We start from the raw sequence: 13684 nt of genomic DNA, 5'->3' as shown, positions 1-13684 counted from the left end.
CGCGCTTTTTTGTTTTTTGGGACCGGGATGTTAACTGGTTAAGGGGGCCATATCGAGTTGTGGTAAAATAAAAACAAACGCGGTATATCGTAAGGAGATGTATAAGGCTTGACTTTAGTGGAGCTTATGTCCCCCGCTGGAAATAGGGAAGCGCTGCGGGCTGCTATAGCTAACGGAGCGGATGCCGTTTACTTGGGCGGACAGGAGTTTAACGCGCGGCAGCTGGCGGAAAATTTTAGTCGGGAAGAAATAGTAGAAGCTATAGAATATGCCCATGAGCGGGGCGTTAGAGTATATGTAACAGTAAATACTCTGGTAAAGAATGTGGAAATGGAGGAGGCTATAGATTACTTATATTTCTTGGGCAACAGCAGGGTCGATGGGGTTATAGTCCAGGATTTAGGCTTGGCCTGGGCGGCTCGGCAGGTTTTACCGGATCTTAAGCTTATGGCCAGTACGCAAATGACGGTCACTAATGCTCTTGGGGCCAAGCTTTTGGGTGAACTAGGTTTTAAGCGGATAATACTAGCCCGGGAATTATCCCTTAAGGAGATCGCTAGTATAAGACGTGAGTGTCAACTTGAGCTTGAGGTTTTCGTTCACGGCGCCCTTTGTTTCTGCTACTCCGGCCAGTGTCTTCTAAGCAGTATGGTGGGCGGCCGGAGCGGTAACCGCGGCCGGTGCGCTCAACCCTGCCGGTTGGCCTATACTCTAGTAGATGCTAAAGGGCAGGAGCTAGAACCAGGGGCGGAACACCTTTTAAGTACCCGGGATCTCTGTACTCTGGAACTGGTGCCCCGTCTTATAGAGGCGGGAGTCAATGCCTTTAAAATCGAGGGCCGGATGCGCCGGCCCGAATATGTAGCTGTAGTTACCCGGGCCTACCGCCGGATTCTTGACCGGTATCTAGAAGATCCCCAAGGCTTTACTGTAGATCCAGAGGAGATCCGGGAGGTAGCCCAGGTTTTCAACCGGGATTTCACCCCCGGCTATCTTCTGGGTGATCCTGGGGCTGAGCTGATGAGCTATGGCCGCCCCAGCAACCGGGGGATCTATTTAGGGAGAGTGGTGGAAAGGGAAGGCGGTCGCTACCTTGTTAAGCTGGAAGCTCCCTTACGCCAGGGAGATGGGGTGGAGGTTTGGGTACGTGGAGGAGGACACCCAGGGCTTGTAGTGGAGGATATAAGGCTTTGGGGGAGGAAAGTGGAGGAAGCACCAGCGGGAGCCTTGGTTTCCCTGGAACTACCTCCTCAAGCTCGCCCAGGAGACCGGGTATTCAAGACCAGTGATGCCTCCCTCCTGGCCTGGGCCAGAAGAACTTATACTTCCCAGCGGGAAATCCGGAAAATACCTATCCATATGGAGGTATGGGCTTCTCCAGGACAACTTTTCAAGGTGAAGGTAATGGATGAAGAAGGTCACATAGGAGAGGCGGCTTCTTCTGCCCCTGCGGAAATAGCTATAAAACACCCTTTAACAGAAGAAGTTTTAAAGGAGCAGCTGGATCGGCTAGGCAATACCCCGTATGAGCTTAAAAGCTTGCAAATTAACCTTCATGGTACGCCCATGGTACCTTTAAGTATAATTAACCAGGTAAGGCGAGAGGCCCTAGCGAACTTAAGTTTAAAACGCCGGGAAGCCTTTCCCCGCTCTGTACCGCCACGCCAGGAATTTGTGACTACCCTGGCTAGCTTGCTAAGGGATAAAGAGGGAAAACAGGCCTCGCGGGTGCCTTCCCTTTCTGTAGCGGTAGGAAGCTACGAGGCCGCCCTGGCCGCCTTAGAGGCCGGTGCTGAAAGGGTGTATCTGGGTGGGGAAGTATGGCAAGGGCAGAAGGCTATCTCTATTTCGGAGTTACAGAGCCTTTGTAAAGCTACTGAGCGGCAGGGCAAGGAATTTTTTATAGCCTTCCCCCGGCTATGGCAAGAGAAAGAGGAACTCCATATCCGGCGGGAGTTAGAAAGGTGGCTGCAAGCGGGAGGACAAAAGTTCTTAGTGGGTAATCTAGGAAGTTTACAGTTGCTTAAAGAGTACCGGTTAACCGGATGGGGGGATTATACCCTTAACATATTTAACGATTTTGCCCTTCAAAACCTTAAGGCTTGGGGCCTTGAGGGTGCCACCCTATCCCCGGAATTAAACTTAGAAGAGATAAAAGGGATTAAGGCCCTTCTACCATTAGAGGTAATTGTCCACGGCCGCTTGCCTTTAATGCTCTCTGCCCACTGCGTGCTGGGAGCAAGATTGGGTGGCAAGGAAGGAAGGAAGCCTTGCTTTGCCCCCTGCCGAAAGGCCAGGTATGGGTTAAAGGACCGCTTGGGGTTTGTTTTTTCCATAACCACAGATACCCGCTGCCGGTTTTACCTGTACAATCCCAAAACCCTGGATTTCCTTGCCCACTTAAGTCTTTTAAGGGGTACAGGAGTTACCCTGGTACGCCTCGAGTTGCGGGAAAAAGAAAGTTCTTATGTACGCCGGGTAACAAGAATCTACCGGGAAGCCCTAAACTGTTTGAAAGAAGGAGAGATAGAGGCTTTATCTGTACTGGCCGGTGAGGTAGAAAAATATGTGGGCCGGGAAATAACTAGGGGGCATTACTTCCGGGGCGTAGTATAGGAAGACTATAAAAAATATCAGCAACTGATGGGGAAGCATGGGGGAATAGCAGTGGAAGCAAGTGACTTGATCTTTAAGACTATAGAAAAACTGGAGTTGGGTAAAATCTTGGCCCAGCTTAAAGATTGCTGTAGTTCACCGTTAGGGCAAGATCTGGTGGAAAGATTAGAGCCTACAACGGATGAAGAAGAGATTAAAGTGCGGCAGGCGGAGACAGAAGAAGCTTGCCGGTTATGGCGCCTTTTTCCGGATTTTAACCGGGCAGGTATTAAGGATATTCGGGCTTTGGTAGAGAGAGCTGGGGTGGGAGGAGTCCTTACTGGAGAAGAGCTCTTGCAGGTGGCCAGTACCCTGGCTGCAGGGAGGCGCCTTAAAAAAACCCTTTTGCAAGTAGAAGGGGCTTTCCCGATACTTAAGTCCTGGGCTAGCCGAGTAGGAGAATTTCCACGTCTGGAGGAAAGAATAGCCCGGACTGTCCGGGAGGACGGTGAGATAAAGGACGAAGCCACCCCTAAACTTTTAGCCTTAAGGCAGCGCATCTATGCTCTACAAGAAAAAATAAAAGAGAAACTGGAGGGGTACTTGAGATCCTCTGAGATACAAAAGTATCTCCAGGATAACTTATATACTATACGGGCAGGCCGATATTGTCTTCCAGTTAAGCAGGAATACCGTAACCAGATACCTGGCCTAGTCCACGACCAGTCAGCTAGCGGTGCTACTCTCTTTATTGAGCCCTTAGCTTTGGTGGAACTAAATAATGAGCTTAAACGCTTGGCTGCTGAGGAAGAGCGTGAGATAGAGGCTATCCTTTACTCCTTGAGCAACCTTGTGGGAGGAGAGAAGGAAGAACTTACCCGAACTTTGCAGGCCCTAGCTAGAATAGACTTTATCTTGGCTAAAGGCCTTTTAAGTCAAAGAATGGACGCCGTGGCTCCCTCTCTAAATACTACAGGCCGTTGGAAGATCGTGGCGGGGAGGCACCCCCTCCTAAAAGGAAAAGTGGTGCCTATCACTTTATGGTTAGGTGAAGATTTTGACATTTTGATAATAACAGGGCCTAATACAGGAGGTAAAACGGTAACTTTAAAAACTTTAGGGCTTTTTACTTTAATGGCCCAATGCGGACTGCACTTACCAGCCCAGGAAGCTGAAATATCGGTGGCAGGTCCTGTTTTTGCTGATATCGGGGATGAACAAAGCATCGAACAATCCTTAAGCACCTTTTCTTCCCATATGAGCCATATCATATCCATTTTATCCCAGGTAAGGCCCGGGACCTTAGTTTTGCTCGATGAATTAGGAGCGGGGACGGATCCTACAGAAGGCGCTGCTTTAGGGATGGCTATCTTAGATTACCTAGCTTCTCAGGGAGCCAAGGTGGTGGCTACCACTCACTATAGTGAGCTAAAGGCTTATGCCTATGTGACTTCGCGGGTAGAGAATGCAGCGGTGGAATTTGATAGCCAGACCTTAAAGCCTACCTTCCGGTTGCTTATAGGTACGCCAGGTGAAAGTAACGCTTTTATTATTTCCCAAAGGTTAGGTTTACCTGAAGAGGTCCTTAAGCGAGCCAGGGCTTACCTTTCCGAAGAGCAGGTCCAAATAAGCCAAATGATCCAGGCATTGGCTAAAGATCGCCAGGCTAGCCGAGAGGCCCTCCTAGAAGCAGAAGTATTGCGCGAGCAAGCTAAGGAGATAAGGGAAAGGGCAGAAAAAGAGTGGGAGGAAACCCTAAAGAAGGCTGGTGAGCTATTAGAACAGGCCCGGCGTGAAGCTTATGATTTAATCCGGCGGGTTAAGTTAGAAGTCCGGGAAATAAGGAAACAGGTAGAGCGAGCTCTAGCGGAAGAAGGATACAAAGATAAGATAAAGACCTTGGACAAGGTTAGGACACAGCTAGGTCTTTTAAGTAAAGAAATAACAGATAAGGCTTTAGAGTACCAACCGGAGGTAAATGGTGTCCCGCCTGTTATGGTTTCCCCTGGTGAGAGGGTTTGGGTTGTAGCCCTAAACCAAGAAGGCCAAGTCTTGACTTTCCCCACTTCCCAAGGAGAGGTATTGGTCCAGGTAGGCTCCCTGAAGGTAAACGTAAAGTTAGATGAACTGCGGCTGCTTCCAGAAAAAAGGGAAAAAAGTAAGGAGCAAGGTAGATGGGTAGTCCAGGTGACTACCCGGTCTTTAAGGCCGGAGATCGATCTTAGAGGCTTATCTATAGAGGAGGCTTGCCACCAGGCAGATAAATATTTAGATGATGCTTACCTTGCTGGTCTCAAGATAGTGAGCCTTATCCATGGGAAGGGGACCGGTGCCTTGAGGGCAGCCCTGCACCGGTATCTTAGCACCCATCCCTTAGTTAAGAGTTTCCGCTTCGGTAATGCTGGGGAAGGAGGCAGCGGGGTTACAGTGGTAGAGTTGAAGTAGAGTTGAAAAAATAGGCTGCCATTAAAGCCTCCCCCTTACGGAGGCTTATTTTCTGATTTGGCACTGGGCGGTATATTAACTGTAACTTCATTGGAAGAGCTACTAACCTGGGTCAGGGGATCGATGGCTATAACCCTATATATATATGTCTTTCCGGGCTTAACAGAGCTATCCACGTAAGAGGTTTCTCGGGTTATAGAGAGATTTTTGCGGCCGTTTTCGTCCCTGCGTTCCACGGAATAAAGGTATTCTATTTCACCACCGCTGGACCAAGAGAGTCTTACCTGGGCCCGACCCTGTCCCAAACCTACATCCACTTGAACCTGGAGTTCCGGCGGTGGGGGGGGCTTAAGACTACCAGGCTGGCCACTAGACTGTTGGTTAATCACTTGATGATCGGGGAGGCTGCACCGCTCAGTGGGTACAGCGCCTGGAGGAAATTCTCTCTCTTGAACGTACTGGGGCGGGCACCCACCCTGCTGGCCTGGGCCCGGTATATTGGCTAGGACGGGTTTACCCTTATGGCGCGGGTCGGTACATATTTTAACCTTCACAGCCTGGCCAGAAGTATGCAAGGTACAAACTTCTTTGGGAGCCTCTAGATACGCATCTTCCGGCTGTATAGGCCCGTTGTACGGGACCGGACGCTTCAGGAAAACGCCTGTAGTTAGTTGCGGGCAATAGGGCGAAGGCAATTGCCCGGTAGTAGCGCAGACTTCTAGCTTAACCCATACATCGGATACCTTTTTGGGTACCATGTCGGCAGTGAATATCTCTTTAACTATAAACTCTTTAGGAGTTAAATCGCTGGGTAGGAGACCAGACTTAGCATCCACATCAGCATAAACTATTCCTGGTGGCCGTGGGAAATCTTTAACCGGTACGCCTTTTAAAGCCTCCTGCATCACTTGCTTCCATATGAGGGCCGGATAGCTACCACCGGCTACCCCTTGTAAGTAATGCTTGGGGTCCGTCTCGTCATACCCCATCCAAACAGCAGCTACTAGCTCGGGAGTGTAACCCACAAACCAGGCATCCTTTTCTCCTGATAAACCTTTAAAAGCTGGGAGATCGGGGAGGGATGTAGTTCCAGTTTTTCCCGCCGCCGGACGACCTATTTGGGCCCGCTGGCCCGTGCCCGATTTTATTACTGTCTGTAACATATCGGTCATGAGATAAGCCAGTTGCTCGCTCATTACTACTTTTTGTTTAGGCGTGTTTACAATTAGGTCCCGGCCAAACCTATCTGTAATGCGGGTTACAGTATGAGGGGGGATATAAACACCACCATTAGCAAATACTGCATACGCTGCTGCCATCTGCAAGGGGGTTACCCCAGAAGTGATCCCACCCAGGGCTAGGGCTAAATTGCGATCACTGTCCTTCAAGGGTAAACCTAGCCGGCGGCCAAATTCAAATCCAGTGTCTACTCCAATAGTATAAAGCATTTTAACAGCTGCCACATTAACCGACCAGCGGAGGGCTTCCCGCATACTGATTAAACCTCGGTAGCGACCGTCGTAGTTTACAGGGGTGAAGGGTTTAGGGGAGCTGGGGAAAGTGGTAGGTACATCGTCTATTACTGTAGCCGGTGGAAAACCCTTTTCTAGTGCCGGAGCATAGACCACCAGGGGTTTGATAGTGGAACCAGGCTGGCGTTCGGCCTGAGTAGCTCTATTTAAGCCCCGGCGGGCGGTGTATTGCCTTCCCCCAATAAGCCCTCTTATTTCCCCAGTATGGGGGTCAAGGACTACCATGGCGCTTTCAATTAGGCGGTCAGGCGCGCTTTTGGGGAAATTGGCCGGGTTGCTATAGACTTCTTCTATTTTGGACTGGATCTTAGGATCTAAAGTGGTATACACATGGAGGCCGCCTCGGAAGAGCTCCCCAGCATCGATACCATTTTCCTCTAGAAGGCGGCTGGCCTCTTCGATTACGGCATCCACAAAATAGGGGTGTTTAGGTGTAGTTTGAGGTGGCTTAGAATTAAATACAAGCTTTTGTTTCAGGGCTTGGTCAGCTTGTTCCTGGGTGATAAAGCCATACTTAACCATATTGGCCAAAACCAGGGCTTGGCGTTCTTTGGCTGCTTCTTCATTGCCTTTGATTAAGGGTGAGTAACGGGCAGGGCTTTGAATCACCCCAGCCAGGAGAGCACTTTCAGCTAGGGTTAGGTCTTTAACATCTTTTCCAAAATAGACTTCAGCAGCAGCTTTAACTCCGTAGGCTCCGGGGCCGAAATAAACTATGTTGAGGTATTGCTCTAGGATTTCGTCTTTAGTATATAGATGTTCTAACTGGAGGGCTAGAATAGCTTCCTGTAGCTTACGTTTCAAGGTTCGTTGGGGATTTTCTATAAAAGCGTTTTTAGCTAGCTGCTGGGTGATGGTGCTCCCGCCCTCTTTTATCTGGTGGTGTAATAGGTTGGTGATTGCAGCCCGGAGGATAGCCCTGATATCGATACCGTGATGCTGGTAAAAACGAGCGTCTTCAATGGCTATTACTGCTTTTTTTAAATGATCCGGTATTTCTTCTAGGGAGGCAGGAAGGCGGTTTTCTCCTCCATGGAGGGTGGCGAAGGGCCTATTGTCTTTGTCATATAAAGTGGTAGTAAGATCCATTTTTATATTGCCTGGCTCCCATTGTGGTAGGCTCTTAAAAATTCCAATAGCAAAGCCGGTCCCTGCGCCAAGGAGTAGAAGGAAAAGTACCCCTAAAAGCAAGAAAAGGAGCCGCACGATATTTAGCCGCCGTACTTTTTTCTTTTCTCGGGCCATGACCCTGGTTCTGACCTCCTTACACTCTTCCATTATAACATAGCACGCAGGTAGCTTGAACCCCGTTATACCTTATGCTAAACTTTGAGAGACAGGTTGGTAGAAAGGAAGGCTGATCTTCTTTGGAGCAGGAAGTAGCCAGGCAATTAGCGGTTATCCGGCGAGGGGCCGCAGAAATAATTCCGGAAGAGGATCTAGAAAAAAAGATTCGGCATTCCTTACGGACTGGGCGACCCCTCCGGGTCAAGCTAGGCCTCGACCCTACGGCTCCTGATATCCATCTGGGACATACTGTAGTACTGCACAAGCTACGGCAGTTCCAGGAACTGGGGCACCAGGTGATCATTATTATCGGGGATTTTACAGGCCGTATTGGAGATCCTACCGGAAGGTCTGAGACGCGGCGTCAGCTTAGCGAAGAAGAAGTTAAGGCTAATGCCGAAACCTATAAGGAGCAGATTTTTAAAATTTTAGACCCCCAGCGTACCGAGGTTGTTTTTAACAGCAGCTGGCTAGGAAGGCTGACTTTTAGCCAAGTCATAGAGCTGGCTGCTAAGGTTACCGTAGCGCGTATGTTAGAAAGGGAAGATTTTTCCAGACGTTTCCAAGAAGGACGACCCATCGGTATACATGAGTTTTTTTACCCTTTAATGCAGGGTTATGATTCGGTGGCGCTGAAGGCCGACGTGGAACTCGGGGGGACAGACCAGAAATTTAATCTGCTCATGGGGCGCACGCTACAACGGGAATACGGCCAGGAACCCCAGGTAGCCCTTATGATGCCCATTCTGCCCGGCCTGGATGGGGTACAGAAGATGAGTAAAAGCCTGGGCAACTACATTGGTATAAATGAGCCGCCTAAAGAAATGTATGGTAAAACTATGTCCCTGCCTGATGAATTGATGCTTTTATATTTTGAGCTAGTTACTACCCTTTCCCTGGAAGAGCTGGAAGACGTGCGCCGGGGATTGGCCCAGGGTACGCTCCATCCGAGGGACGCCAAAATGTACCTGGCCCGGGAGATCGTTAAGCTTTACCATGGGGAAGCTGCTGCCCTACAGGCCGAGGCTGAATTCCGGAAGGTGTTCCAGGAAAGGGAGCTACCAGAGGAGATACCAGAAGTGGAGGTATTAGAGGCCCGGATGTGGGCTCCCCGCCTTCTGGTTCGTTGCGGTTTAGCTCCTAGCACGAGCGAGGCTAGAAGGCTCATCCTCCAAGGAGCGGTAAAGATGGACGGCGTTAAGTTAAAAGATCCGGAAGCTGATATAGAGATTTCGCCTGGAGCTGTCCTCCAAGTGGGCAAGCGAAAATTTGTGCGCCTGGTGCGTAAGGTATAACAACGCCATGGCCGGTTGCTGCGTATACTTTCTATGGAGGTGAAAGTATGCGACGGCGCCGGCCAGGGCGGATACCTTGGAGAGCTTGGGCCCTTGTGGGTGTTATAGGATTTTTTCTTTTTTTCTTATTGGTATTGGAGTGGAGGCTTAAACCTGCCCTGGCCAGATTGGCTATAACCCAAGCCCAGTGGGTGGCTACAGAAGCCATTCAAAGGGCGGTGCTGGAGAAGGTAACTGAAGGGATAAAATACCAGGACCTTATCCAGCCTGCGGCCGATGGTACCCGGCAGGTGGTATTTATGCAAGCCGATGTAGCCCGCTTAAGCCGGCTCCAAGCCCAAGCCCAGCTAGCCATTCAAGAGCGATTATCTGACCTTAAAGGTAGGACCTATACTTTACCTTTAGGTCAGATTCTAGGGCTAAAGCTTCTGGCTGCATACGGGCCACGTATCCCTTTAAGCTTTATTCCTGCAGGTACTGTAAATATTACCTTAGGAGATACCTTTGAGGCTGCTGGTATAAATCAGACGCGTCACCGCATTTACTTACAGGTGGAAAGCCAGGTCCAGGTATTGGCTCCTCTGCTGGCTGAAAAAGTTAAAGTGGAGTCCCAGATACCGGTCGCTGAGGCCATAATTGTAGGCCCGGTACCCCAAGCTTATCTCTCCTTGGGGCTGGAGTCTGGAAAAGGTATATTGCGTTCTCCTAGGTTTTAAAGCTTTTTTGCTTCTCTAAGCAGGATTTTTGTTTCCTAGGGCGAATAATGAATCATAAAAAGCGGTCAGCGGAGGCCGCGCTGGATGTCTGGCCACGGAGGTTGCCAGCCGGAAGGAGCCGGCGGGAGTCCGGTGGCCTTTTTGTGTAAGGGGAGATAGTTTTTGCTACGTGTAGCTGTAGTTGACGGCCAAGGGGGCGGTATCGGTAAGCATATCACGGCGAAGATACGCAAGGAATTACCCCCGGAGGTGGAAATCCTAGCTTTAGGAACTAATGCCATGGCCACGGCGGCCATGCTTAAGGCAGGGGCTAACGAAGGCGCTACCGGGGAAAACGCCATTGTACGCAATGTTGGCCTGGTAGATGTTATAGCGGGTTCTTTAGCTATCGTACTAGCAGAAGGGATGCTAGGTGAGGTTACGCCTCGCATGGCAGCTAGTATAGCTGCTAGCCCGGCTTTGAAGTTGCTCCTTCCCCTGAACAGGTCAGGGGTGGAGGTTATAGGAGTAATGAGCGAACCCTTGCCCCACTTGATAGATAAGCTGGTGGCCCGGTTAAGGGAGTGGGCTGAAGCTACAGGTAAGCTACAAGTCCGTCCTGGCGGGCAGAAGGTGGAGGAGGGAGAGAAAGATGTGTGAAGCTAATGCTTATCTTTTAAAAGGGGGTAAAGAAGAGCTGGTTTTGGAAAGCGTAGATCGTATAGTGCCGCAAGAAGACGGCCTTTTATTAGAAGACATCTTTGGTAAGAAAAAGATTTTGCGGGCTAGGATCAAGGAAATGGCTTTAGTAGATCATAAAATACTCCTGGAAGAGATAAAATGAAAAATAAAGTGAAACATAATAAGAAAGTAGGGTAAAAAGTTGCCAAGGAGGCAACTTAGCAAGCCACGGAGGCTTAAAAAGCTTACGTGGCTTAATTTTATTTATTTAAAAGGAGGCGTTGCTCGGTGCATATACCGGATGGGTTCCTAGATGCCAAGACCTGGCTAGGAGCGGCAGCCTTAAGCGGAGCTACATTATATTACGGAATAAAGAAGACAAAGGAAAGGTGGCAGGAACGCCAGTTACCCACCTTGGGGGCCATGTCTGCCTTTATTTTCGCCGCTCAGATGGTTAATTTCCCTGTAGCAGGGGGGACTTCGGGCCACCTCCTGGGGGCAGCCCTGGCTACCTATTTCCTCGGACCTTGGGGAGCTGGCCTGGTACTCACTACTGTACTTGTTATCCAAGCCCTTTTCTTCGCTGATGGAGGTATAACGGCTTTAGGTGCTAATGTGCTGAATATGGCTGTGATAGGTCCTTGGGTAGCCCAGGCAATTTACAGGTTCGTGGGGTATAGACATTTAAGCATTTTTTTGGCGGCCTGGGCCTCCATTGTAGCAGCGGCCTTAGCCTGTTCCTTGGAGTTGGCCTTTTCTGGAACTGTACCCTTACGTATAGTCCTACCAGCCATGTTAGGCTGGCATTCCCTGATCGGTATAGGCGAGGGTTTAATTACTTGTGGGGTTGTGATTTTCCTTAAACGGATAGGGGTAGTACCTTTCCAAACCTTTACCTTGGAGGCGGGAGACAGATGAGGGACACGGTAAAAAGAGGAAGTTGGCTTTTCTTACTTTTAGCATTGATGATAGCTGCCTTCCTTTCACCCTGGGCTTCTTCTTACCCCGATGGATTAGAGAGGGTGGCCGAGGACCAGGGCTTTCTCGAGCGGAGTGAAGGTAAAGAAGTGATAAAAGGCCTCATGCCGGATTATATCTTCCCGGGGATAGAGAACGAAAAGTTAGCTACTGCTCTAGCTGGGATAATAGGTACCTCGCTAACCTTCGGCGCTGCTTGGGGAATAGGCCGGCTTTGGAGCGGTCATCGTGGTCAGGGCTACCAAAAACAAAGTAGCGCTTAAATAAACTAGGTTCCTAACCAAAACTTGGGCGATTTAGGAGAAGGGTGGGGCAGAAAGGTGTGTAATCCAGCAGCCAAGATAGAATTCGGGCAGGAAAAGAGAGGTTCTTGCCTTCACCGGCTTGACCCGCGGGTAAAAGTTGTGGCCCTGCTCGGATTTACTGCCTTGGTTACTACCTTAACTTCCCTTTTTTTACTTTCCTTAGGTATAGCCTTTTTAATCTTCCTGATAGGGGTGGCCCGTCTGGGAAGGCGAGGGGTGATAAAGAGGCTGTCCTGGGCGGGAGCAGTTAGCGGGCCCCTCCTTGTCCTGTTATCTTTAGTTACCCCCGGTACACCCTGGCAAGAACTGCGAGTAGGGACACTGATTTTTACTTTTACCTTAGAGGGAGCCAGGTTGGCCGTAGTATTAACCCTGCGGTTGGTAAATGCCCTACTTGCCCTTTACCTGTTAACGGAAAGCACTCCTTTTAGAGACCTCATGCTGGCTTTTAGAAGCCTTTATGTCCCACCCTTACTAGTATTATTGATAGAATTTACCGTAAGATATACTTTAGTATTTACTCAAGAATTAAAACGCATGATGCTGGCACGGCAGGCCCGGGGTTTTAGGGTTGGACGAAGTCTTCTAGATATGGCTACCTTTTCTACTTTAGGCCAGCTAATAGGGGCTCTTTTCTTACGCTCTTTCAAACGGAGCGAGCGAATTTATTATGCCATGCTGGCTCGGGGTTTTAACGGAGTTAGCCCTGCTGCTTGGCCAGCAGCGGCAGGGTCTCCAGCAGCACGGCTTAATAAAGAGGATTTAGCCTTAGGAGCTCTAATTTTAGCCTGGGCTTTAACCTTACGCCTATTAGAACTGGGGGTTGGGGAGTGGAGAGAATTATTGTTGTAGAGGATTTGCACTTTAAGTACCCTGATGGTACTTGGGCCCTGCGGGGCCTTTCTTTTTCCATTGCTCGAGGGAAAAAAGTGGCCCTTATGGGTCATAATGGAGCAGGAAAATCCACCCTGCTATGGCACTTAAATGGCCTCTTCTTACCCCAACAAGGGAAAGTACAAGTTGAGGGCCGGGAGATAACTCCTTCGACTGAAAAGTGGGTGCGCACCCGGGTGGGCCTTGTATTCCAGGATCCTGATGATCAGGTGTTTTCTACTACCGTTAAAGAGGATGTGGCCTTTGGGCCGCGTAATCTGGGTTTATCGCCGGCTGAAGTAGAAAAGCGAGTCCAAGCTGCCCTGGTTGCCGTTGGTATGCTAGAATACCAAGACCGCGCCCCCCAAAACTTAAGCTATGGGCAGAAAAAGAGGGTAGCTATTGCTGGTGTTCTGGCCATGGAACCTGAAGTTATCCTTTTGGACGAACCTCTAGCCTTTTTAGACCCGGCTGCCCAAGCTAATTTATATTTCCTTCTAGAGGAGCTCCACCGGCAAGGCAAGACTTTACTGGTAGCTACCCACGATGTAGATTTTGCTGCTTCTTGGGCAGAGCAAGTGCTAATTTTAAAAGAAGGAAAGCTTTTGGCCCAAGGGGAACCTGAACTGCTTTTAAATGAGGATATAGTAAGGGAAGCAGAGCTTCGCCTTCCCATCGTTGCCCAGATTTTCCAAGGGATGTTACCGGAGGGTTATCCCTTGCCCAGGGATATAGCTAGCGCTAGGAGGTTACTCCATTCTCTTTTATTTCACTCGACCCAGAGCAGCTTTAAATCAATGACCAGGCCGGGAAACAAGGGAGATGTTAGTTGACCTTCATCCTCATATTCGACCACCTTTACAAGGCGATTTTCCGTATCACGGCGATAAATTTCTGCTAGGCGAAGCTCCGGATCGAACAACCAGTATTCCAACACGTCGTAGCGGTTGTAAAGGCTGCGCTTGAGCTTTTTTATCTTTTTATCTTTCATTGACAAG

At 49.5% G+C, this 13684-nt stretch carries 12 protein-coding genes; 10 read left to right on the top strand and 2 right to left on the bottom strand.

Translation table 11 applies throughout. The annotated features are described in order from the left end of the window. Nucleotides 1-117: 117 nt before the first annotated feature. Both B9A14_RS13230 and B9A14_RS13225 read left to right on the top strand, forming a co-directional pair. Nucleotides 118-2616, top strand: coding sequence for a U32 family peptidase (locus B9A14_RS13230; protein ID WP_231968023.1), 2499 nt, complete (start codon nt 118-120; stop codon nt 2614-2616). A gap of 27 nt (nt 2617-2643) precedes the next feature. After that, the gene (locus tag B9A14_RS13225) at nt 2644-5040 is read left to right on the top strand and encodes an endonuclease MutS2 (RefSeq protein ID WP_172839163.1); all 2397 of its coding nucleotides are present in this window, start codon (nt 2644-2646) and stop codon (nt 5038-5040) included. Between the two features lie 35 nt (nt 5041-5075). Here the strand turns inward: B9A14_RS13225 and B9A14_RS13220 are convergent, their stop codons facing one another. Beyond that, a complete protein-coding gene (locus B9A14_RS13220; RefSeq protein ID WP_157109963.1) occupies nt 5076-7817 on the bottom strand; it encodes a transglycosylase domain-containing protein in 2742 nt (913 codons plus the stop codon). Nucleotides 7818-7939: 122 nt separating this feature from the next. Between B9A14_RS13220 and tyrS the strand changes: the two genes are divergently transcribed. The 8 genes from tyrS (at nt 7940) to B9A14_RS13180 (ending at nt 13519) form a co-directional block, all read left to right on the top strand. After that, complete coding sequence (gene tyrS, locus B9A14_RS13215; RefSeq protein ID WP_084666289.1) at nt 7940-9154, top strand: tyrosine--tRNA ligase; 1215 nt, start codon at nt 7940-7942, stop codon at nt 9152-9154. Between the two features lie 47 nt (nt 9155-9201). After that, complete coding sequence (yunB, locus tag B9A14_RS13210) at nt 9202-9870, top strand: sporulation protein YunB (protein ID WP_084666287.1); 669 nt, start codon at nt 9202-9204, stop codon at nt 9868-9870. Nucleotides 9871-10032: 162 nt separating this feature from the next. Next, nucleotides 10033-10509 (top strand): DUF3842 family protein, encoded by a 477-nt coding sequence (locus tag B9A14_RS13205; RefSeq protein ID WP_084666285.1) that lies wholly within the window; start codon nt 10033-10035, stop codon nt 10507-10509. Beyond that, nucleotides 10502-10693 carry a CooT family nickel-binding protein gene (locus B9A14_RS13200; RefSeq protein ID WP_084666283.1) on the top strand — a complete coding sequence of 64 codons (192 nt, stop codon included), beginning with the start codon at nt 10502-10504 and terminating at the stop codon, nt 10691-10693. The genes B9A14_RS13205 and B9A14_RS13200 overlap by 8 nt, the downstream gene beginning before the upstream one ends. Before the next feature lie 125 nt (nt 10694-10818). Beyond that, entirely contained in the window at nt 10819-11448 is a 630-nt protein-coding gene (locus B9A14_RS13195; RefSeq protein ID WP_084666282.1) for an energy-coupling factor ABC transporter permease, read from the top strand. After that, nucleotides 11445-11771: a PDGLE domain-containing protein gene (locus B9A14_RS13190; protein WP_084666280.1), complete on the top strand. Its 327-nt coding sequence runs from the start codon at nt 11445-11447 to the stop codon at nt 11769-11771. The genes B9A14_RS13195 and B9A14_RS13190 overlap by 4 nt, the downstream gene beginning before the upstream one ends. A gap of 57 nt (nt 11772-11828) precedes the next feature. Beyond that, complete coding sequence (gene cbiQ / locus B9A14_RS13185) at nt 11829-12665, top strand: cobalt ECF transporter T component CbiQ (protein WP_172839162.1); 837 nt, start codon at nt 11829-11831, stop codon at nt 12663-12665. Further along, nucleotides 12644-13519: an ATP-binding cassette domain-containing protein gene (locus B9A14_RS13180; protein ID WP_084666276.1), complete on the top strand. Its 876-nt coding sequence runs from the start codon at nt 12644-12646 to the stop codon at nt 13517-13519. Before cbiQ ends, B9A14_RS13180 begins: the two co-directional genes overlap by 22 nt. On the opposite strand, the gene B9A14_RS13175 is transcribed toward B9A14_RS13180, so the two are convergent. After that, nucleotides 13456-13677 carry a Uma2 family endonuclease gene (locus B9A14_RS13175; RefSeq protein WP_084666274.1) on the bottom strand — a complete coding sequence of 74 codons (222 nt, stop codon included), beginning with the start codon at nt 13675-13677 and terminating at the stop codon, nt 13456-13458. The two genes, B9A14_RS13180 and B9A14_RS13175, sit on opposite strands and share 64 nt — an antisense overlap. Nucleotides 13678-13684: the final 7 nt, after the last annotated feature.

The organism is Thermanaeromonas toyohensis ToBE, from assembly GCF_900176005.1.
In the GTDB taxonomy this organism is placed as follows: Bacteria; Bacillota; DSM-521; order Neomoorellales; family Neomoorellaceae; genus Thermanaeromonas; species Thermanaeromonas toyohensis.
The sequence above is the reverse complement of the archived record's forward strand: the minus strand, read 5'-3'. Positions and strand labels throughout refer to the sequence as shown.

Excerpts from the sequence above, each read along its gene's own strand:
- yunB (WP_084666287.1), top strand. The coding sequence starts at position 9,202 with ATGCGACGGCGCCGGCCAGGGCGGATACCTTGGAGAGCTTGGGCCCTT.
- B9A14_RS13200 (WP_084666283.1), top strand. The coding sequence starts at position 10,502 with ATGTGTGAAGCTAATGCTTATCTTTTAAAAGGGGGTAAAGAAGAGCTG.
- B9A14_RS13175 (WP_084666274.1), bottom strand. The coding sequence starts at position 13,677 with ATGAAAGATAAAAAGATAAAAAAGCTCAAGCGCAGCCTTTACAACCGC.
- B9A14_RS13190 (WP_084666280.1), top strand. The coding sequence starts at position 11,445 with ATGAGGGACACGGTAAAAAGAGGAAGTTGGCTTTTCTTACTTTTAGCA.
- B9A14_RS13225 (WP_172839163.1), top strand. The coding sequence starts at position 2,644 with ATGGGGAAGCATGGGGGAATAGCAGTGGAAGCAAGTGACTTGATCTTT.
- B9A14_RS13220 (WP_157109963.1), bottom strand. The coding sequence starts at position 7,817 with ATGGCCCGAGAAAAGAAAAAAGTACGGCGGCTAAATATCGTGCGGCTC.